This is a genomic window from Methanoculleus formosensis, from assembly GCF_025384765.1.
Classification (GTDB): Archaea; Halobacteriota; Methanomicrobia; order Methanomicrobiales; family Methanoculleaceae; genus Methanoculleus; species Methanoculleus formosensis.
Window position 1 is genome coordinate 72,598 of record NZ_VHLL01000007.1, and the last position, 19,831, is coordinate 92,428.

General features: G+C 62.7%; 18 protein-coding genes. 9 read left to right on the forward strand and 9 right to left on the reverse strand.

Annotation, left to right across the window (positions count from 1 at the left end; all coding sequences use genetic code 11):
• Positions 1–55 precede the first annotated feature (55 nt).
• Entirely contained in the window at positions 56–469 is a 414-nt protein-coding gene (locus FKB36_RS11175; protein WP_261598155.1) for a hypothetical protein, read from the forward strand.
• A 20-nt stretch (positions 470–489) separates the two neighbouring features.
• Here the strand turns inward: FKB36_RS11175 and FKB36_RS11180 are convergent, their stop codons facing one another.
• Together FKB36_RS11180 and FKB36_RS11185 are read right to left on the reverse strand one after the other, a co-directional pair.
• Entirely contained in the window at positions 490–2,925 is a 2,436-nt protein-coding gene (locus FKB36_RS11180) for a DNA-directed DNA polymerase (RefSeq protein WP_261598184.1), read from the reverse strand.
• A 19-nt stretch (positions 2,926–2,944) separates the two neighbouring features.
• A complete protein-coding gene (locus FKB36_RS11185; protein WP_261598156.1) occupies positions 2,945–3,811 on the reverse strand; it encodes a malate dehydrogenase in 867 nt (288 codons plus the stop codon).
• 194 nt (positions 3,812–4,005) lie between these two features.
• Between FKB36_RS11185 and FKB36_RS11190 the strand changes: the two genes are divergently transcribed.
• Both FKB36_RS11190 and FKB36_RS11195 read left to right on the forward strand, forming a co-directional pair.
• On the forward strand, positions 4,006–4,893 hold the full coding sequence (locus tag FKB36_RS11190; protein WP_261598157.1) for a dihydroorotate dehydrogenase: 888 nt from the start codon (positions 4,006–4,008) through the stop codon (positions 4,891–4,893).
• A complete protein-coding gene (locus tag FKB36_RS11195) occupies positions 4,886–5,650 on the forward strand; it encodes a dihydroorotate dehydrogenase electron transfer subunit (RefSeq protein WP_261598158.1) in 765 nt (254 codons plus the stop codon). Before FKB36_RS11190 ends, FKB36_RS11195 begins: the two co-directional genes overlap by 8 nt.
• A gap of 27 nt (positions 5,651–5,677) precedes the next feature.
• Here the strand turns inward: FKB36_RS11195 and FKB36_RS11200 are convergent, their stop codons facing one another.
• The 5 genes from FKB36_RS11200 to FKB36_RS11220 form a co-directional block, all read right to left on the reverse strand.
• Positions 5,678–6,859, reverse strand: a complete 1,182-nt coding sequence (locus FKB36_RS11200; protein ID WP_261598159.1) for a WD40 repeat domain-containing protein — start codon at positions 6,857–6,859, stop codon at positions 5,678–5,680.
• Between the two features lie 656 nt (positions 6,860–7,515).
• Positions 7,516–8,139 (reverse strand): molybdenum cofactor guanylyltransferase, encoded by a 624-nt coding sequence (gene mobA, locus FKB36_RS11205; RefSeq protein WP_261598160.1) that lies wholly within the window; start codon positions 8,137–8,139, stop codon positions 7,516–7,518.
• An 18-nt stretch (positions 8,140–8,157) separates the two neighbouring features.
• Positions 8,158–9,069, reverse strand: coding sequence for a ketopantoate reductase family protein (locus tag FKB36_RS11210; RefSeq protein WP_261598161.1), 912 nt, complete (start codon positions 9,067–9,069; stop codon positions 8,158–8,160).
• 21 nt (positions 9,070–9,090) lie between these two features.
• A complete protein-coding gene (locus FKB36_RS11215; RefSeq protein ID WP_261598162.1) occupies positions 9,091–9,558 on the reverse strand; it encodes a methylated-DNA--[protein]-cysteine S-methyltransferase in 468 nt (155 codons plus the stop codon).
• Positions 9,546–11,555, reverse strand: a complete 2,010-nt coding sequence (locus tag FKB36_RS11220; protein WP_261598185.1) for an ATP-dependent DNA helicase — start codon at positions 11,553–11,555, stop codon at positions 9,546–9,548. Before FKB36_RS11220 ends, FKB36_RS11215 begins: the two co-directional genes overlap by 13 nt.
• A 250-nt stretch (positions 11,556–11,805) precedes the next feature.
• Between FKB36_RS11220 and FKB36_RS11225 the strand changes: the two genes are divergently transcribed.
• The 5 genes from FKB36_RS11225 to purB all read left to right on the forward strand — a co-directional run bounded on the left by FKB36_RS11225 (position 11,806) and on the right by purB (position 15,992).
• A complete protein-coding gene (locus FKB36_RS11225) occupies positions 11,806–12,054 on the forward strand; it encodes a DUF5654 family protein (RefSeq protein ID WP_261598163.1) in 249 nt (82 codons plus the stop codon).
• A 61-nt stretch (positions 12,055–12,115) separates the two neighbouring features.
• Positions 12,116–12,385 (forward strand): hypothetical protein, encoded by a 270-nt coding sequence (locus tag FKB36_RS11230; RefSeq protein WP_261598164.1) that lies wholly within the window; start codon positions 12,116–12,118, stop codon positions 12,383–12,385.
• A 9-nt stretch (positions 12,386–12,394) separates the two neighbouring features.
• The gene (gene corA / locus FKB36_RS11235; RefSeq protein ID WP_261598186.1) at positions 12,395–13,153 is read left to right on the forward strand and encodes a magnesium/cobalt transporter CorA; all 759 of its coding nucleotides are present in this window, start codon (positions 12,395–12,397) and stop codon (positions 13,151–13,153) included.
• A gap of 427 nt (positions 13,154–13,580) precedes the next feature.
• On the forward strand, positions 13,581–14,579 hold the full coding sequence (corA, locus tag FKB36_RS11240; RefSeq protein ID WP_261598165.1) for a magnesium/cobalt transporter CorA: 999 nt from the start codon (positions 13,581–13,583) through the stop codon (positions 14,577–14,579).
• 72 nt (positions 14,580–14,651) lie between these two features.
• Positions 14,652–15,992 (forward strand): adenylosuccinate lyase, encoded by a 1,341-nt coding sequence (purB, locus tag FKB36_RS11245; protein ID WP_261598166.1) that lies wholly within the window; start codon positions 14,652–14,654, stop codon positions 15,990–15,992.
• A gap of 50 nt (positions 15,993–16,042) precedes the next feature.
• On the opposite strand, the gene FKB36_RS11250 is transcribed toward purB, so the two are convergent.
• On the reverse strand, positions 16,043–16,375 hold the full coding sequence (locus FKB36_RS11250) for a hypothetical protein (RefSeq protein ID WP_261598167.1): 333 nt from the start codon (positions 16,373–16,375) through the stop codon (positions 16,043–16,045).
• Positions 16,376–17,845: 1,470 nt separating this feature from the next.
• On the opposite strand from FKB36_RS11250, the gene FKB36_RS11255 reads away from it, so the two are divergent.
• On the forward strand, positions 17,846–19,027 hold the full coding sequence (locus FKB36_RS11255) for an LpqB family beta-propeller domain-containing protein (protein WP_261598168.1): 1,182 nt from the start codon (positions 17,846–17,848) through the stop codon (positions 19,025–19,027).
• Between the two features lie 87 nt (positions 19,028–19,114).
• On the opposite strand, the gene FKB36_RS11260 is transcribed toward FKB36_RS11255, so the two are convergent.
• Positions 19,115–19,471 (reverse strand): cobaltochelatase subunit CobN, encoded by a 357-nt coding sequence (locus FKB36_RS11260; protein ID WP_261598169.1) that lies wholly within the window; start codon positions 19,469–19,471, stop codon positions 19,115–19,117.
• Between the last annotated feature and the right edge of the window lie 360 nt (positions 19,472–19,831).

A 19,831-nucleotide genomic window follows, 5' to 3' on the forward strand; every position in this document is an offset into this window, starting at 1 on the left:
AACTACAACGCTTATATTCGACCGTGACCATAACAGGTACACAGAGGATATTGATATGGGTGGCATAAAAGATTCTACACATCTGGATGTGAAAAAGACCCTTTCCCGGCGGTTCTCTCCCCGGGAGGGGTGGCAGTATGCAGGATCTCCCGCCGGCAGTGCTCAGCCGGAATACGTGCTCTCCCGCCGGGTCGCCGGCAGGGCGGAGCGGGTGCTCGTGAACGTGAATATGGCCCCTGTGGTCCAGGCAGGCGCCGTCGAGGCGCTCAAGGCTGCCGCAAGCGCCGGTAACGCAGACAGGGCCGTCCTCGTCGTCCCCGGCGGGGCGGCCGTCCCTGAGGTCCCCGAGGGGGTCGACGTCCTGGAGATGGACAACTGGCAGATCGTCGGCGGCCGGATCGCCTGGTCGAAGAATGTCGAGCGGAGCGCGTTCCTCGATGAGGAGCGCGCGAGAAGGGGCATCGCGTAAAGCGACCCCTCAAACTTTTCTCACATCCCGAAATCAAAGAGCGTCGTCCGCGAGGGATCGACGTCGTGCCAGTCCCACCCGAGCGGCTCGATGATCCTTGAGATGGGGCCTTTGAGCGTCTTCTCAAGCATCGTCTCCCAGTCGATGACGAACTCCGGCGGCACCTGGTCGGCGTACTCGAAGCAGACGACATCCGTCCTCGGGTACTTTGCCGTGACGGCCTTGATGTAGATGCGCTTCGGCTTGCTGCCCCGCTTGAAATCAGTCCCGAGGTATTTGTTGGAGTACTTAGCGCCCCTGATGTGGGCGTCGTCGTTCTCGTAACTGTCCAGGTTCTTTCCGATACCGCCGGGGATACCGGCCTCGTCAAGGGAGTACTCACCCCGGCGGTACTTCCTGATGACGTCGCGGAGATACGGCTGCACATCGCTGAATGCGTCCCCGCGGAGGATCATCTCGATGACGGTGCCCTGCACCTCCCGCGTGATCTGCGGGGAGTCGCTCCGCCGGATCTCGAACCCGACGACGTCGACCTCGTCGACGTCTTTCCCCTCCTTCCAGACCAGGTGCCCGGCGTAGCGCTTCTTCTTGCCCGCCTGGAAGAAACGGCGATAGACCTTCTCGAACTTGATGGAGAAGTAATGCATATCGGCGTTCAGTTCGGCCTTCGCAAAGTCACCGTAGCTCGCGTTCAACTTCGCCTCGATATCCCTCGCCCGTGCGATGGTCTCCTCAAGGCTCCCCGGCGGAACCTGCACCATACAGGAGTCGGTGTCGCCGTAGAGGACGGTGTAGCCGAGATCGGTGATGACGTCCCGGGTATGCCTGATGATCGCCCGGCCGACCGAGGTGACGGCCGACCCGATCTCGCGGTCGTAGAGCCTGAACCGGGTGTAGCCCGAAACCCCGTAGTAGGAGTTCATGATCACCTTCAGGACGTTCTGCTGGAGGTCGTAGAGGACGTACTCCGGCGACCCGAAGGGGTAAAGGTTTCGGAGGCGTTTGCGCTCGTCCCGCTCCCCGAGGAGCTCCGAGATGATGCTCCTCGTCAACCCGTCCGGCTCCCGGGAGAACCGGACACCGTTCGGCGCCCGCAGTTCGCCGTCCGGGTTCTTCGTCTCGGGAGAGGCGTTGATCGTCATCATCGCCATCGGGTAGAGCGATTTCAGGTCGAGGACCACCACGTTCTCACGGAGACCTGTGGCGGGCTCGAAGACGGTCGCCCCCTCGAACTCGTCGCCCGCAGCGAGCCCTTTTGACGGGAGGACGAACTTTCCCGACGCCTTCCGGAGAACGTAGATATCGATGACGTTCGAGGAGTTCAGCGTGCGATCGAGCGGGCACCCGACGTACCGGGCGATCTCCCCGTAGAACTCGATGATATTGTTCTTTTGATCGATCCCGACACAGAGTTCGACGTCACGGCAGTTGTACTCCACGAGTCGTTTCGGATCCGATCTCCAGAGCTCGGTGATCGTCCCGGTGTAGCGAACCTTCGTCACCCCGAGTTCCTCTTCGGCGACCGCGTCGAGTCGGTATGACTCTTTCTGGGCCTGGTGCATCTTCCGGTAGGCGGCAAGGAGATCGAAGATCGACCGCCCGCGGACGGCGTTTCGCTCGGTCTGCCCGGGGAGGCGGGCGAGATCCTCGGCCGGGAGCCCCAGCACCGCCATCCGCTTCACGATGTAGGGGATGTCGAACTCCACGAAGTTCCAGCCCGAGAGGATATCCGGGTCGCGCTCTTTCACGTAGGCGGCGAGCCCCCTGAGCATCGAGGCCTCGTCCGGGTGCCGGACGACCCGGTGCCGCTCGTTGACACGAAGGTCGGGCGCGTCGCCCGCAGCCGCGGAGGGCTGCCAGAGGAGCGTCGTGTAGTCGTCGTCGAACGAGTCCCAGCAGGTGACGCAGATGATCGGGTCGCGTTCGGGCTCGGGGAACCCCTCCTCGTCCACGCACTCGATGTCCATGATGCACGTCCGGGCAGGAGCCTTGACCTCGGCCGGCGCGAGGTCGTCGTGCTCGACCTCAAAGGCGCCATCGAGCGACTCGGGGGCGTCGGCCGGGAGTTCGACACCGCCGGTTAGGCCGCAGTCTATCATGAATCGGGTGGTGAATGGGATATCAGCCTCGAAATGCTGGCTGAAGTCATCGCGGACGGAACGGACGTCGCCAGGGCGGCGGGTGTAGAGCCGCCGGAGAAGAACGCCCTGGATGGAGCGGTAGGTCGTATCCCGCTCAACACCGATGACCTCCCGGGCGAGGGCTCTCCCGTCCACCTGCTCGGCGGGCGCGTAGAAGTAGGGGCGAAAACCGGTCACGTTGATCCGCATCGCTTTTCCGGCCGCGTCCCGGCCGAAGATGTGAACGACCGGGGTCTCGGCGCCGACGCTGTACTCCACCTGGTGTATACCGATACGGGTCTTCCCGAAATCGTCGAGGACGGTTGCAACGCTCATGCCGGACTCGAGCACCCGCTCAGTCATCGAATCTCCTGCAGAGGTCCCTGACAAACGCCCCCGCCTCCGCCATCTTTGCGGACTCCCAGGTATCGAGATCCCACTCCTCGATGCCGAGGATGCCCTCGCGGCCTATCCGGGCGGGAACGCCGAGGGAGCAGCCGGAGAGACCATATTCACCGTCGAGCACGCACGAGCAGGGGAGAACCTCGCGCCGGTCTTCGAGGACCGCCCGGATCAGCATGGTGATGTGATACGCCGGCCCGAAGATCGTCCCGCCTTTGCCGCGGATAACCTCCATGCTCGCCCCGCGCATCCGGGAGAGGATCGCCTCCCGCTCCTCGATACCGACATCGGCCCCGGTCTTTGAGAAGAGCGGCACCTGGTGCTCACCGTGCTCCCCGAGCACCCAGGCAGGTCCCGGGATCCCGGCCTCGCGGAGGAGACCGGCAAATCGCGCGCTGTCGAGCTGGCCGCCGAAACCGATGCACTGCCGCCGGTCGATGCCCATCATCCTCCAGAGGCCGTAGTTGTTCGCGTCCATGGGGTTCGTGACGGTGATGACGATACCAGGAAATCCCTGCAGGAACTCGCTGCAACGCTTCGCCACGGGGATATTGGCCTCGAGGAGGTCGGCCCTGGTCTCGATCTCCGGCGTCCTCGGGGTACCCGCTGCAAAGACGAAGATATCGGCGTCCCGCGTCGCCGCCATATCAGTGGAGATCGAGACATCGATACCCGTGTGCTGCAGATCGAGAACCTGCGCCCGGAGGATGGGTTCATATGTGTCGTAGACGATGAGTTCATCGACGAGACCAAGCGCGGCGGAGAGAAACGCCGTCTCACCCCCCACCTTTCCTACACCAAAGATCGCAAGCGAGGTCATAGTATTGTCCTGAATTGAGTAATGGTAAGATTGTGCGCATAAAGGGCCATTATATGCCCGGAGAACAATGATCCGGCAGGGAAAATGGCCACCTTACCGCCTCCTGCACCGGTATCCGGAGAGCGGAGCACATGCTTCTTCGTCAATATACTTGGCGCGAGAATATAATAATACCCCGCTCCCACCTTTTTTCAATGGTTGCGCTGTATCCTGGCCCTGTCGAGGTCGGCGGCATCCGGTTGAAGAATCACCTTCTTCTGGCGGCCGGCATCCTCGGAACCACCGGGGCGTCGCTCGCCCGTATCCTCGCGAACGGAGCGGGCGGTGTGGTCACAAAGTCTATCGGCCCGAATCCGAAAGAGGGGCATCCCGGACCCTGCCTGGTCGTCGTCGACGGCGGTATCATCAACGCCATGGGCCTGCCGAACCCCTCGGCCGCGTTCGTGGAGGAACTGACCGCCCTTCAAGGGGAGCCGGTGGTCGTGAGCATCTTCGGGGGAACACCCGAAGAGTTCCGGACGGTCGCCGGCTGGTTTGCCGGTAAGGCCTCGGGGCTCGAACTGAACCTCTCCTGCCCCCACGCGGAGGGCTACGGGGCGGCGATCGGGAGCGACCCGGCTCTCGTGGAGGAGTGCACGAGGGCGGCGGCCTCTCTCGGTATCCCGACCTGGGTGAAACTCACCCCAAACGTCGCTGATATCGCCGAGATCGGAGCGGCCGCAGAGCGCGGCGGGGCGGACGCGATCGTTGCGGTCAACACCGTGAAAGCGATGCGGATATCGACGGCGCTCCGCCGGCCGGTGCTCGGGAACCGGTTCGGCGGGCTATCGGGGAAGGCCATCTTCCCCGTCGCGGTCCGATGCGTCTACGACCTCTACGAGGCATGCTCCATCCCGATCATCGGGTGCGGCGGGGTCTCAACCGCCGACAACGTCGTCGAGATGATGATGGCGGGCGCGAGCGCGGTCGAGATCGGGAGCGCGGTCATCGACGAGATCGGCATCTTTGCTGCGATAGCTGACGACCTTTATGACCCCGACGGCATCGACGCGGACGAGATCGTGGGGTGCGCCCATGCATGAGCAGATGCCCGCAGGGGTGACGATAACAGAGATCGTGGAGGAGACGCCGTCGATCAGGACGTTCGTCTTCGACCGGGAGATTGCCGCGCGGCCGGGCCAGTTCGTGATGGTCTGGGTCCCGGGCGTGGACGAGATCCCGATGGGCCTCTCCTCACCGTCGTCGATAACCGTCCAGAAGGTCGGAGACGCGACAACTGCTCTCTTTGCGAAGAACGCAGGCGACCGGATCGGGATCCGCGGCCCCTACGGGAACGGGTTTGCCGTCTCGGGGAGGACGCTCGCCATCGGCGGCGGTGTCGGCACCTCCCCGCTGCTGCCGCTTGTTGAGGCCGGGCAGGTGGACACCTTCCTCCTTGGCGCACGGACAGCCTCCGAGCTCCTCTTCGCGGAGAGGATACGGCGTGCGGCGGCGCTGATGATCGCGACCGACGACGGCACCGCCGGCCACCACGGGTTCGTGACGGAACTCGTCTCAAGGGTGGACCTCGCCGACTTCGAACACGTCTGCGTCTGCGGGCCGGAGGTGATGATGGCGGCGGTCCTCGCCATCCTCGACCGGGAAGGGTGTGCGGAACGGGGGCAGTTCTCCATAAACCGCTACATGAAGTGCGGGGTCGGTCTCTGCGGGTCGTGCTGCACCGACCCGCACGGCCTGCGGGTCTGCAGGGACGGCCCCGTCTTCTCCGGCGACGTCCTGCTCGAGAGCGAGTTCGGGCGTTACGCGCGCGACGCGAGCGGGAGCCGGCATCGGGTCTAACCCCCTATCCTGCCCGAAAAGAGTGAGTCAGGCCAGGAAGTCATCCTGGGGCTTAAAGAGGAGGGAGAGGATGTTCTCCACCCACCCGAAGACCCTTGAGGTCATCGGGACTTCCTGAGCCGCGGCGCTCACTTCCCCCGTATCCTTGCCGGTGTTTTCGGGTGCCGGGGAGACGATCACATCTACCGCCGCCTCGTCCGGCTGTTCGGTCTCGTCAATCAGAGCCTCCGGCGGATTCCAGGTCTCGACCAGGTCCGGATCGTCTGTGAAGAGACGGATCGACCGATCGCCCTCGCCGCCCCCGACGACGAGGAACGAACCGTCGGGAGTCACGGCAACTGATTCCGCACGGCCGGCGAGGCCGATCTCCTGGACCCGGGCTCCCGTCCGGTCGAGGACGTGGATCGTCTTGCCGGCCGCAGCGAAGACCCTGTCAGCCTCGTTCGTCAGGGCCGCCGAGGAGACGGCCTCCTCCACGGGATACTTCCAGAGGTGTTCACCCTCCCCCGTGGAGAGATAGAGGCACCGGTCGACCGATCCGGCCGCCACGAACCGGCCGTCGGGGGTGAGGTCGATCCCCCTCACCAGCCTCCCGGTCCCGTAACTCCAGGACTCACCCTGCCTGCTGTTGAGGAGGTAGACCCCCTGGTTATCGCAGCCGATCGCGATTCTGCGGCCGTTCTCCGATATCGCGAGGTCGTAGCTGTCGGTTCCCATGTCGTAGTCCCAGAGTTGCTTCTTGTTTTTATCAAAGATGTAGACCGCGCCGTTGTCGCAGCCGGCGGCGACGTACGCCCCGTTCGACGAGAGATCCACGCTCCGGTAGATAAAACCCGTCTTCACCGCCCAGAGCAGGTCTCCGTCCCGGTTGTAGAGATAGAGTTTGTCTGCAGCAACGCCGATACGTGATCCTTCGGGCGATATCCCGACGCCGTTCACGCGGGAACCGACAGGGTTCTGCCAGAGGACGTTGCCCTGCTGGTCGAGAAGGTATACCGTCGAACCCGCAGAGGCAACGATCGTAGCACCGTCGTGGGTGATCGCCACGGAACTGACCGGGCCGTTTGCCCCCAGGCTCCAGACGGGAACATACTCCCCTTCGTCGGCGGAGACAACCCCGCACAGGGCTGCAACAAGACAGCAGAAGAGAAGGAGCGGTGTCGCTATACGTCCGGCTCGATTTCCCCGGATCGCACGCCCGGAACGCATTATTCCGGAACCGGCCGGGACCCTGGCGGTAGAACTGGATGAAGTCACTTCCCCCGATGACATCACGGCCTGACTACTCGGAGATAGTATATAATTCTTTCGGGCAACGTACCGCCTCCGGCTCCCGGGACGGTTCGGCGGGTCCTGAACGACCCCGATCAGGGACGGCCGGAGGTTGCCACGGTTTCGGGAGGGCCGGTAGAACTTTTTGAGGATCCGGGAGAGTCTCAGTACTTCACTAGTTTCGGCACCCGACACCGGACTTCGCGTTCTTCGCGCCTTCGCGTGAGGTGACGGCGGGAGCAGTACCGAAATCTCACGCGAAGAGCGCGAAGCCGCGAAGTGCGACTGCCCGTAGGACAGGTGCTTGAGCACCGTCAGGTGCGAAGTGCGAGTGTAGCGAGCATGAGAAGCCATCAAGTTTCGAGCCGCGACGTTCCATCAAGAATGGAGTTTGAGAAGCCTCGATGGTTGATCCTCCGGGTGGACTGCTCCAACCATGTTAGCAAAGTACTGAGCCGGATTCGGGAACTCACCGCTCGGGCACGAGAAAAGGAGGTTCTTGAACGGGGAATGCTCGCAGAGATACGGCAGGCCGGGCGGTCTCCCGCCCGGTTACGGGTCGGGGTTCCGTGCGAAGATCGGCGTGACGACGTTCAGCAAGCGTCGCGCAGGTCGTCGGTATCGTGTCCTGCCGCGGGATCGATCGACTCCAGGTCTTCGAGATTGTTGATATTCGTGAACGTCAACAGGTCGGGATCGATCTCCCGGATCTCCTCCATACCCACGTACCGGGTATTGAGACTCCAGATCATCGCCCGGACCGAGAGCGAATCGTGCTCCTCAAGATACTCAAGCAGTGCGCTTCTCCGGTAGACCGCGTGGAGCGGTTCGAGCATATCGGCGTTCCAGCTCGGAATGGCGGCATCGTAGCCAGCCGCAGCGTCGAAGAGCAGCCTGACCACCCCCGGATGGATGCAGGGCATGTCGCAGGCGGCAACGAAGACATACTCGCCGTGCACCGCGAGCGCCCCCGCGTGCAGGCCGCCGATGGGGCCGAGACCTCTCCTGAGATCCGGTATGCACTGGATATTCCCGAGATGATTGAACCGCTCGCACTGCCCGGGATCCCGCGCAACGACCACGATCTCGTCGACCGCCTCCTTCAGGGTGTCGATGAGGCGGTCGATGAAGGTCTTGCCCTGGAACGTAAAAAAATACTTCTCCCGCCCCCCGGCACGGCGTGCCGCTCCGCCGACAAGGACTATCGCAGATCGCATGCTCCTCCCTCCCGGCCGTCAGAGCCGCTCCCGGAAGCGGATCAGTTCGGCGATGCAGGTGTTGTAAGGTGCCTCGATGCCGTGCTTCCTGGCGAGTGCCGCCACCGCACCGTTCATGAAGTCGATCTCGGTCTTCCTCCCGCCAGCGATGTCCTGGAGCATCGACGAGTGATGGGCGGCCGTGGCGGGGAGCTGGTCGGTGCGGAGATACTCGAGGTAGGCCTCCGCCGTCTCCCAGGGAAGGGCGACGCCTTCGGCTTTTGCCACCCGGTATGCCTCACGGACGATCGCGGCGACGACCGTCCATGCGTGCGGATCGGTGAGCGCGCCGTACGGGACGTTCATCAGGGCACCGAGTGGATTTAACGCGCAGTTGTAGAGGGTCTTGCTCCAGACATCCGTCCTGATCCCGGCGGTTGCCTCCGCCCGGATACCGGCCTCCCGCATGAGGGCGGCGAGGGCATCGACCGCGTCGTCCTTACCGGACGGGAACCTCCCGAGTATCATGGGAGACGCCTCCACCGAGACGTGGACCGACGCATCGCCCCGCCACTCGAACCCGGTGATGATCATGCCCGCGATGACCCGGTCGGTGAACCGCGCGATGATCTCCTCGTTCCCGATGCCGTTCTGGAGGCTCACCGTCTCGCGCCCCCTGATGGCGTCGGCGAACTGACGGCAGATCGCCTCCGTGTCGGTGGACTTCGCGGTGACGATGTAGTAGTCGGCATCCCGCCATCCGTCGGGGAGATCCTCGGAGCAGCTGAACCGGTATGTGCCCGCCCCCCATATGCCGGTCATCAGAAAGCCCCGCTCCTGCACCGCGTTCGCATGCCGCGCCCGGGTAACGGCGTGAACGTCCGCGACGCGGGACAACTTCGCGGCAATGGTCAGCCCGACCGCCCCGGCACCCAGGACCACGATCTTCATCTCGATAGTACTATAGCAGAGTTACCTGTTAACTTCTCCCTTTTCCGGCATGCAGACATCTCTCTGGCGTTCCATCGCCAGCAGGGCCTCTTTGATCGCGAGATCGGGGGAGAACCCGCCGATGCCGGTCTTCGCGACGACCCGGTGGCAGGGCACCACGAGCGGGGTCGGGTTCCTCGCCATCGCCGCCCCGACCGCCCGGGGCGCGGTTCCGACCATCCAGGCAACCTCACCGTAGGTGACGGTCTCCCCGCAGGGGACTTCCCGGACGGCACGGTAGATCCTCGCGAAGGTCGTCTCACCCTCGGTCGCGACGCTTCTGAGCGTGGAGAGATCCGATGGCCGCCCGGCACAGTAGCGCAGGATCTCTTCCGGGACGGGGCCAGGGATACCTTCGCGCGCAAAACGCACCCGGTAGACGAGATCGTCCTGCCACGAGACATGGACGTTCCAGAGACCGAAGCGGCACGATCCGCTCAGGATCGCCATCTCTCGGCCTCCTTCCGGAACTCTTCGAGGGTGCATCTCGTCATCTCCTCCTGCATCCACGGAGGCAGCCCGGCGTGAACCCGGGACTCAAGGAACCGTTTATCACCGAGGACGAGCATCCCCCTGTCCTCAGGCGTCCGGAGCACCCTCCCTAACGCCTGCAGGGCGCGGTTGACGGCCGGGAGGGTGTAGCTGATGAACTCCCCCTCATCGCCGAACTTCATCCGGAAGTAGTCGATCACCATCTTACGGACGCGGTTGAACGGTGCGAGCGGGAGACCGATGACGAGCGCCCCGGAAAGCATATCGCCGCGGTAGTCCAGGCCCTCACTCCACTTGCCGCCGCAGACCGCAAAGAGGACGCCAGAGCGGCCGGTCCCGGGGAGGGCCATGAACTCCCGGAGCATCGCGGCCGAGGCCGAGGTATCCTTGGACTCGATGTAGATCTGCTTCTTCCTGATCCGGGGGGCGCAGCGATCCGCGAAGGTGTTCAGGAGGTCGTAGGAGGGGAAGTAGACCGCGAGGTTCCCCGGGATGCGGGCGAACGTCGTGATATAGTCCTCGGTCCGCGAGAGGTTATCTCTGTCCCGGCGCATCGAGTAGGCGGTGGTGATGTCGTTTGCGCAGAAGATGCGGCGGTTCTCGGGGGGGAAGGAGTTCGGGAGCGAGATCGCCGTGACGGGGAGGTCGCCGAAGTAGTAGCGGCGGTAACTCTCGATGGGCGAGAGCGTCCCCGAGATCAAGACACAACAGGCATGCGCACGGGCGATCTCCTGGAGTTTCGTGCTCGGGTCGATGTTTCTGACCTCGAGCGCCACAGCCCCTTCTTCCTCTTTGCGGTAGACCGTAAGGTAGGCCGGGTCGGCGGCGGAACGGAAGATCCGGTAGAAGAACTCGGTCAGCCGTTCGATCGCGCTCTCCCGGAACTCGCCCGCCTGCATGTTCTTCTCGCGGATCCCCTCGCTGATCTTGAGGAGGTCGTCCACGATCTCCTCCACGTTCCGGTAGAGTGTCCCCGAGAGGATCATCCGCTGGAAGATGGCGGGGTCGAACCAGTCCTCGACCTCGTGCGAGCCCTTGAGCGCCTCCATGAACCGGGTGATCTGCGGCAGAATCTGGACGATGGCGTCCGCCTGCGGCGACCGGCGGCGACCGGAGAGTTCGTGGCCGGCCTGCACGATATCCCGCTCCTCGATCGTCACGCTCTCGATGCTCTGGACGACATCGCCGCAGTTGTGGGCCTCATCGATGAGCAGCAGGGCGTCGTGCCCCTCGATCCCGAGCGAGAGGTAGATCTGCTCCCGGATGGCGTCGTCGAAGAGGTGGTAGAAGTTCACGAGCACCACATCGGCGTCCCGTGCGGCATGCATCATCGTATCGTAAGGGCAGATGTCGCCGCAGAACCCGGCGAGCTGGTCGGGCCAGATCATCTCGGTGCTCACCCGCTCCGCCCGGACGCGCAGGGCCGCCGACGGGATCATCTTCAACCCCCCATCCTCGGGCTCCACGAAGGATTTACCGTGGATGAAGTAGGGGCAGATGAGCGGGTGTTCCGGGTCTATTTTGCGGATCTGCTGTTTGATCTGGCGGTCGTTTGCCGGGACGAGCGATCCCTTCTGCGCCCGCTCCCGCATCAGCGCCGTCGAGAAGGACTTGACGCCCTCACACCGCCGGTAGATGTCACCCTCGCCCCCGAGCGGACACATGCTGGACTTACCGATGAGGTAGGCGAACTTGAGGCCGCCGCGCTTCTTCCGGATGAGCTCGAGCTCCCGCATGAACGTCGCAAGCTGGCTGATGGTCCGGACGGCGACGAAGACTTTGCGTCCCCGGCTCTCCGCAAGGAGCGCGGAGACCACGCTCGACTTGCCGCTCCCGGTCGGCGCATCGATCATGGCGATGCCGCCGTCGCGGGCGACAGTTGCGGCCGACTCAAGCATCTCCCGCTGGTGAGGGCGGTACTCCCGGTACGGGAACCAGTCGTCGAGACTATCCATTGCATACAGTTCGACGTCGTACATCAATGTAGTTTGGGTGCCCGGGGCGAAAGTGAGGGGGAGGAAGGCGGGGGAGAGGACGATGCCGGATCTACCACGGTCCTGCCGTGAACGCAGCACGGCGCACAGATCGACGTCGGTTTTCATTGAGAGCCATTAAAAAATACTTAATTGCCTTACGGGGGCAGGAAAATGAAACATGACGAAAGTATTATCTTGCTTACCGTGAACCTCCCGACTGAGGAATCATATGTCCTTCAAAGCAGAAGTCATCGACAAGATAGCGGCCCTCGTCACGGCCGCATTTGGTCTGGTCGCCGCTCTCGCATGGAACGGCGCAATTCAAGAGCTTTTTGCCCTCATATTCGGCGATCAGAGCACGCTCGTCGCCATGCTGGTGTATGCCGTCGTCGTGACGATCATCGCAGTGATCGTGGTGATCCTGATCGGCCGCGCCGCCGCGAAGGCGAAGCGAGAGGACGAGACAGCAAAACAGTGAAATCCGCAAACCACTCCGATTTTTGGCTCATTCATCCAGACCAGAACCTATCGGATCTCCAATGAGGCTGCACGACAACCGGGCAAAGGATCTCGTCTACACCGATGCTGCCCGCACACGACCGGTCACCGTCACGGTCATCGACTACGACGCAGCCCGTCTCGACGAGCGGGTCTGCACCCGGCCGGGAGACTTCCGGGACCTTATCACCCGCCCGACGGTCACCTGGGTCGACGTCGACGGCGTCCATGATGCCGGGGTTATCCGGGAGGTCGGGGAAGCCGTCGGGATCCACCCCCTGATCCTGGAGGACATCGCGAACACCCGCTAGCGGCCGAAGATAGAGGACTACGGCGATTACCTCTACGTCGCGGTCCGGATGCTCGCCCCCGACGGCGACGGCGAGTTCCAGAGCGAGCAGGTCAGCCTTCTGCTCGGGAACGGTTACGTCGTCTCGTTCCAGGAGCAGCCGGGCGATCTCTTCTGGCGCATCAGGGAGCGGCTGCGCGCGGGAGCAGGAAGGCTCCGGGGCGAGGGGGCGGACGGCCTCTTCCACGCTCTGCTGGACGCGATCGTCGACGGTTATTTCACCGTGATCGAGGAGTTTGGGGAGCGTATCGAAGCAGTCGAAGATGAGGTGGTGGCAGAACCCAACCGCAAGACCCTGCAGGCGATCTACGCCCTGAAACGGTCTCTGGTTGCGCTCCGGCGCTCGGTCTGGCCGCTTCGCGACGTGGTGGCAGAACTCGAACGGGGTGAATCGCCCCTGATCCGTGAGCCGACGCGCGTCTACTTCCGGGACATCTACGACCACACTATAGAGGTCGCCGAGACGGTGGAGACCTACCGGGAGGTGATGACCGGGACACTCGACGTCTATCTCTCGAGCCAGAGCAGCAAGATGAACGAGATCATGAAGGTCCTCACCGTCATCGCCACCATCTTCATCCCGCTCACCTTCATCGCCGGGGTCTACGGCATGAACTTCGCGCACATGCCGGGGATCGGGCATCCCCTGGGCTATGCGGCCGCCCTCGCCTCGATGGCGGTCGTCGCGGGGTTGATGCTCCTCTACTTCAGGAAGGAAGAGTGGATCTGAACCGCTGCCGGTACCCCCGCTCATAACCGGATACCGGTATCTCCCGCTGCGTCGAAGCCCGCGTGCGCCGGCGATAGCACGGACGAGAGGGAATACTACTCGTTTCGGAGAACGGCATCCACCTTAATGGTCGTCGTTATCGGCGTCATTCCCCTTCGGGTCCGGATCGACGCCAACTGCATCCTGGTCGCCTGCGGGATCGTCGGCGCGGGAACCGCCGTCGCGACCGAGTAGATCCATCTCCTACGGCGGCGGGCCGGTAAAAGACGCATGATTGGGCAGGCAGTGATGTTTTATACCTTGGGATGAATGCCCCTTCCCCGGGGTGGTGTCCACGACTCCTGGCGGGCGACTCGCCGACTGATTCCCCGGGACTGGCGAGGTGCAGCCGCCTCTTCCCCGGGGAGCAGGCAGTCCGGAGGTGTTGATGCAGCCGGAAAAAACCTGTGGGATACTCTCGATCCGCGTGATAGACTACACGCAGGACCGCATCGAGGAGCACGAGTGCATCGAACTCACCGAGGCCTGGTCGTGGATCGGCCGGGAGACGGTCACCTGGATCGACGTTATCGGGGTGCCGGAGCGCGACGAACTCGTGATCCTCGGCAGGCAGGCCGGCATCCACCCGCTCACGATGGAGGATATCACCGCCCCGGACCAGCGGCCGAAGGTGGAGGAGTTCGGGAGTTACGTCGCCGTCATCGCGAGGATGCTCTCGGAGAGAGACGGCAGGGTTGTAAGCGAGCAGGTCAGCCTGATCTTCGGGGAGAACTACGTCATAACGTTCCGCGAGCAGCCCTTCCGGGTCTTCGAACAGGTCAGAGAGCGGCTCAGGAACGAGCTGAGTCTCCTCCGGGGCATGGGTCCGGACTTCCTCGCCTACACGCTCCTCGACGCCATCGTGGGCGTCTACCTCGCCATTCTCGACGCGGTCGACGACCGGGTGGAAGACCTCCAGGGCAGGGTTCTGGCTGCCGCGGATCCGCTTGCCTTAAAACAGATCTACGAACTCAAAGAAGATCTCCTGACCATCCGGAGAGCGGCCGTGCCGGCACGCGAGGTTCTCGGATCGCTCGCAAGCCGGGAGTTGAGCCTGGTCCGGAAGGAGACGATCCCGTACTTCCGGGATGTATACGATCGGTGCATCCAGGCGGCGGAGGTTGCGGAGTATACCCGCGATACGCTCTCCGGCGTGATGGACCTCCATACCTCGAACCAGAACAACAGGCTCGCCGAGATCACGACGATCCTCACCATCGTCGCGAGCATCTTCATCCCCTTGAGTTTCATCACCGGGTTTTACGGGATGAACCTCAGGAACATACCGCTCGAAGACTCGCCCTGGGGCTACCCGCTCGTCCTCCTCATCATGGTAGGCGTCGCGGCCGCGATGCTCCTCTACTTCAGGAGGAATGAGTGGATATGACGGCGGGCTCTGCGGCGCGGGACAGGTGCGGCAACCTCTTTTTTGTAGCGAGGATGCCAACACTTCTCCATTATGGCAATCCATCCCATCGACTACCGCTACGGCACCCTGGAGATGCGTGCCGTCTGGAGTGAGGAGAACCGCTTCCGGGCGATCGTCACGGCCGAAGTGGCGCTGGCCCGTGCTGAGGCGGCGCACGGGATGATCCCCCGCGAGGATGCGGAGACGATCGCGGCCCGCGCGCCGGAGGCCCGCCTCGAGCGAGCGCAGGAGATCGAGGCCGAGATCAACCACGACATGATGGCGATCGTCAAGGCCGTCGCCGAGGTCTGTGGCGACGCCGGGCGGTGGATCCACTACGGCGCGACCTCAAACGACATCCTGGACACGGCGACCGCCCTGCAGATCCGCGAGAGCCTCGCGCTCATCGAGGAGAAACTCGGTAAACTCCTCTCGGTGCTCCTCGCCCGGAGCGCCGAGACGAAGACCCTCGTCTGCGCCGGCCGAACCCACGGGCAGATCGGCGTCCCGACGACCTACGGCCTCCGGTTCGCGATCTGGGCGAGCGAGGTCTCCCGCCACATCGAGCGGCTCCGCCAGATGCGACCCCGCGTCGTCGTCGGGCAGCTCACCGGTGCCGTAGGCACCCAGGCGGCCCTCGGTGATGCCGGTATCGAGATCCAGGAGACGATGATGGAGTTCCTCGGTATCCGGGCCGTGGACGTCTCGAACCAGATCATCGCACGGGACCGCTACGCGGAGTACTTCATGCTCCTCGCAAACGTCGCGACCACGCTCGACAAGATCGGGCTTGAACTCCGGCTGATGCAGCGCTCCGAGATTGGGGAGGTCGCGGAGGCGTTCGGGAAGAAGCAGGTGGGCTCGAGCACGATGCCCCACAAGAGAAACCCGATCAAGAGCGAGCAGGTCTGCGGCCTTGCCCGGATCGTCCGCTCAGCGGTCGAACCCGCCCTGCAGAACAACGTCCTCTGGGACGAGCGCGACCTCACGAACTCATCCCCCGAGCGGGTGCTCTTCCCCGAGGCGTCGGTGCTCGCCGACCACATCCTGAACGTGATGATCGCCGTGATGGATGGCCTCGAGTTCAACAAGAAGAACATCCGAAAGAACCTGATGATGCTCCGCGGCGTGAACCTCGCCGAGTCGGTGATGATCGACCTGACAAAGCGGGGCATGAACCGGCAGGACGCCCACGAAGTGATGCGGACGGCGAGCATGCAGGCCCTCGACGAAGACCGCGACCTCAGCCAGGTGCTCGGCGAGCGGCCGGAGGTCACGGCGTTCGTCACCCGCGAGGAACTCGATGCGCTCCTCGACCCCGACGCCTACATCGGGACGGCCGTCCGGCAGGTGGAGCGGCTGATCGAGAAACTCACGCCGCTCTGCCGGTGAGAGGGGCATCAGGCGGGATGCACCACCGCACCCCCTCCCTCCTTGAGGTCTCAGAACTCTTCCGCGACGCCGTAGCCGTACGACCGCAGCACCTGGCTCCCCCTCTGCTCCGGGTATGCGGCAAGCACGAGCCCCCGCGACTCCAGGAATTCTTCGGCAGATACGATGGAAACGGCCTGGATCTGTTCTTCTTCTCCGGGCTCCATCGACCAGGAGTGAATGTAGTAGACATCCGGCAGCCCCTCCTCTTCGTGCAGGTAGAGGTCCTTTCCACGCGCGAATGCCCCACCGATGTTGCCGCCCCGCGGCGCGAGGTAGAGCCAGACGTCGCGGTCGGTGTCGAGGAGGACCTCGCCCTTTTCGGATTGAATGCATTTCTTCATGGTCAGTCACCTCTGCCCCGCCGGCCGTGCAGGGCAGTTCGGCAGGCGGCGGCGAGGAACCCGGAAGCCCGGTGAGATAGCCATGGCATTTCAGCGATCCTGCCACCGCCCGCCGGGCAGAGGTAGAACGTCGAGTGTCATACAATTTAATATTATTAAGATTAAGTGCCACAATATTAATTATTAGTAACATTAATTTCCCCGACGGCGCCACCGTCCCGGTCTTTCGCCGTTCGACCGATCCCGGCTCCCCTGTCATGCCGGGTAGTGCCCGGGAACCAGTCGATACGAGAAAAGCCGAATTTTTCGAAACTTTTCCCCGCCTGCTCCCGGCGATAGCAATTCCCGGGCACGACGGTTCACCGGACGCGCACCTGACAATGCTCGAAGGACGCTCCCTGAGGAGCATCCTGATCCTGAGGATTCACGCCTCCCTGAGGCGACCCTTGAAGATACGCTCGGCGAGATATGGTCGAGCGTGGTGGCGCTGATCCTCTATCCCGTCGTCTTCTTTGCCGTCGCATACACGCGGTTCATGCGGACGGATATCCGATGAGAGACGGGCGCGCACCTTCGCTCCCGGGGAGGGGCTGCAGCGGAGACAGGCCGATTATTCCGCTGGGTTTCGATATTCGGGGAAGGTATGCAGGGTTCTTACCGGAGTATGCACTCATACCCGCGATCCGGGGATCTAGGTATGTTTCCACTGGAGATCGGCCGTACTGCCGGGAGATGGAACAACGAGGGCGTATCAGGAGAATGCTACGGCCCGGGTACAGCCGCGACAGTTCGATGTTTGTCACAGAAAAGGTATATGGGAGAACATTGACATCTTGAACGGTGACACCGCGTACGGTATCCCGCCGGGGGCCGGGAACCCCGATTGCCGTCGTATCCCGTCCCCCAAAAGCGTGCCCGGGGGGCAATAGGGCTGCTGGCTGCCATAGGGGATATCCGTTGCGGTTCCGTATTCCTCCAGGCACTGTTACGGAATTTCGAGTGACATAGTATTGCAAGGGGAAGAAAATGTGCCGAACAGGAGAGTGATGTGATGTCAATTGGTTCTTGTGGTCCCGTTCAGGACGTTAAAATGAACGCATCAGCAAAGATTAATTCTGCAGATCTGTATCAGAGGGGTGACGGTACCCGCTATGTTAGAATAGACTGGTATGTAAGTGGATGTTTCGATTATAGTCGACAGTTCACATTCACGAACTGCGAACTCAGTACAACAATCAAAGTGAGTTGGCCTGGCGGCTTGAGTGAGATCGTGAAACCCCTCTATACCGATTACTGCATACAGTCCGGTACGGACAATATAGATGTAGCACCTTCAGCTTCCTCCTATACAGTGGAAGTAAAAGTACATGCTGAATGTTGGGTCTGGGTTATCATATGGACAAATATCGGTAGAGAGGACGCTTCTGCTTCCTGCGTTATATACCCATGAAACGCGCAGGAGAGGTCTGCATGAATCAAAAAACGGCCTGTATCGTCTTGCTGCTGATCGCGTGCGCTCCCCCGGCAGCGGCTGCATCCGTCGTTCAACTGACAGACGATCCGGCATTCGATGCATACCCCTTCTGGTCTCCGGACGGAGATAGGATCACCTTTGTCTCATCCGACGGAGTCCATGCCGGCATCCGGGTGATGGAGCGCGACGGCCAAAACCCGGTACCGGTGACGGACGACCGTTCGTGGAATCTCTTCACTGAGTTTGATCCCTGGTCGCCGGACGGGAAGAAACTCCTCTTCCTGTCCGGCGACGAAGAGGGGCCCGACCTCTGGACGATGAACCCGGACGGGACCGGGAAGGTGCGCCTGACCGAAAACGGCCGCATCCTCCCCGGCCTGACGCTTTCCGGCTACGGAGCGGACTGGAGCGCCGATGGGAAGCGGATAGTCTATACCTCCTGCCTCTTCGATAATTCGGCGATATGGGAGACCTTCGTGGCCACCGCCGCAAACGGGTCGCCTGCGGTGAACCTCTCAGATATCCGGAAAGATGCCGATATCTGGATCATGGACGCGGACGGCGGCAACAAGAAGCAGCTGACGACCGGCGGAGATGCACTGCTGCCCCTGTGGCAGCCGCACGGGGACAGAATCGCATACCTCTCGGATCCTTCCGGGAAGAGCGAGATCTGGACGATGCAGAGCGACGGAACGGGCAAGACACAGATGACGTTCAGCGAAGGGAACGTATCCGGGTATTCCTGGTCCCCGGACGGCACCAGGATCGCCTACGTAGTCGCGGCACCGCCTGGAACATTGCCGGAGTTTTCTCTCCGGGTTATCGAGAGCGACGGATCGGGTTCGGAGCAATTGACGACCGGAAACTGGGACACATCCCCGGTCTGGTCGCCGGACAGCAGCAGGATCGCCTTCCGGTCGGAGTCGAGGGACCGGAAGCTCTGGGTGATGGAGAGCGACGGCTCCGGCCTCGCACCCCTCGGTCCTGATAATCCAACGTACATGATGCAGCAGTGGTCTCCCGACGGCAGGACAATCGTCGTGAGCGATGGAAACGACCTGTATGCAATCCAGCTCGAAGACCCGGCGGCACCCGCATCGCCGGGATTCGGGGTAGCTGCTGCAGCGGGTGCACTGTTTCTCACGGTATGTCTGCTCAGGCTGCGAAAGCAGGAATGAGGGGAAAGCGGGAACGTGCCGCACGAAGACGATTACCGGTGGAGCGCGACGCGTTAACGGGTGTCGCCATCGCCGTCTTCACGCCGCTCACTCCTCCTCCCGTGCTCCCCGCAGTGCTTTTACATCCCCCACGGTCACCACGCGAACCGCACCACCCTGGATGTCACCTCCGGCATCGCCCATCAGGTCCTCGATCCAGCCCTCCATCTCCAGGTACGCCGCCCGCAACCCTTCGAGAACATCCGGATCGGCATCCCAGAGGCCACGTTCGTGCGCTTCAAGCAGCCGTCTCCCGATCTCCTCCAGCGCCCAGGAATTTCTCGTGGGAGCAGACGTTCGCGAGCGGAAACGGCGTGGGGGGACGCTTTCGTTCGATACGTCGGTGGAGACGATGAAGATCAACCTGACTTCCCAATCACCGCCCACGATCGAAATCGCGGTCAATACAGGCCTCCCGGTTCCGCTGAACACGCCACTCTGGGAGGCGTGCAACGAGACGCTGCACGAGACAAGAATATATGCCAATGTCGTTAACTGCACATCCATCCTCCGGAGACGGCCGAGTGACGCTCACCTTTGCCGAGGGCCACGTGCCCGAGGTGACGCTGCGCCTGGTTCGGGCAGCCGTCTCCGCCCGGGGGTGACAGATTCCGGCTGAAACCCTCCAAACCGCCCGCATTTCGCGCCGGCCAATGTACGCACATTTATAGTCCAACAGTGCAAACACTGTCACGGATCCGTTTTTTGAGACGCTCATATACTGCGCGAGCCTCATGGCGATAACCGCCGGATTACGGAATACGC

What these genes read in the sequence shown, in the direction of transcription:
- FKB36_RS11175 (WP_261598155.1), top strand. Translation starts at nt 56, where the DNA reads ATGGGTGGCATAAAAGATTCTACACATCTGGATGTGAAAAAGACCCTT.
- FKB36_RS11180 (WP_261598184.1), bottom strand. Translation starts at nt 2,925, where the DNA reads ATGAGCGTTGCAACCGTCCTCGACGATTTCGGGAAGACCCGTATCGGT.
- FKB36_RS11185 (WP_261598156.1), bottom strand. Translation starts at nt 3,811, where the DNA reads ATGACCTCGCTTGCGATCTTTGGTGTAGGAAAGGTGGGGGGTGAGACG.
- FKB36_RS11190 (WP_261598157.1), top strand. Translation starts at nt 4,006, where the DNA reads ATGGTTGCGCTGTATCCTGGCCCTGTCGAGGTCGGCGGCATCCGGTTG.
- FKB36_RS11195 (WP_261598158.1), top strand. Translation starts at nt 4,886, where the DNA reads ATGCATGAGCAGATGCCCGCAGGGGTGACGATAACAGAGATCGTGGAG.
- FKB36_RS11200 (WP_261598159.1), bottom strand. Translation starts at nt 6,859, where the DNA reads ATGCGTTCCGGGCGTGCGATCCGGGGAAATCGAGCCGGACGTATAGCG.
- mobA (WP_261598160.1), bottom strand. Translation starts at nt 8,139, where the DNA reads ATGCGATCTGCGATAGTCCTTGTCGGCGGAGCGGCACGCCGTGCCGGG.
- FKB36_RS11210 (WP_261598161.1), bottom strand. Translation starts at nt 9,069, where the DNA reads ATGAAGATCGTGGTCCTGGGTGCCGGGGCGGTCGGGCTGACCATTGCC.
- FKB36_RS11215 (WP_261598162.1), bottom strand. Translation starts at nt 9,558, where the DNA reads ATGGCGATCCTGAGCGGATCGTGCCGCTTCGGTCTCTGGAACGTCCAT.
- FKB36_RS11220 (WP_261598185.1), bottom strand. Translation starts at nt 11,555, where the DNA reads ATGGATAGTCTCGACGACTGGTTCCCGTACCGGGAGTACCGCCCTCAC.
- FKB36_RS11225 (WP_261598163.1), top strand. Translation starts at nt 11,806, where the DNA reads ATGTCCTTCAAAGCAGAAGTCATCGACAAGATAGCGGCCCTCGTCACG.
- FKB36_RS11230 (WP_261598164.1), top strand. Translation starts at nt 12,116, where the DNA reads ATGAGGCTGCACGACAACCGGGCAAAGGATCTCGTCTACACCGATGCT.
- corA (WP_261598165.1), top strand. Translation starts at nt 13,581, where the DNA reads ATGCAGCCGGAAAAAACCTGTGGGATACTCTCGATCCGCGTGATAGAC.
- purB (WP_261598166.1), top strand. Translation starts at nt 14,652, where the DNA reads ATGGCAATCCATCCCATCGACTACCGCTACGGCACCCTGGAGATGCGT.
- FKB36_RS11250 (WP_261598167.1), bottom strand. Translation starts at nt 16,375, where the DNA reads ATGAAGAAATGCATTCAATCCGAAAAGGGCGAGGTCCTCCTCGACACC.
- FKB36_RS11255 (WP_261598168.1), top strand. Translation starts at nt 17,846, where the DNA reads ATGAATCAAAAAACGGCCTGTATCGTCTTGCTGCTGATCGCGTGCGCT.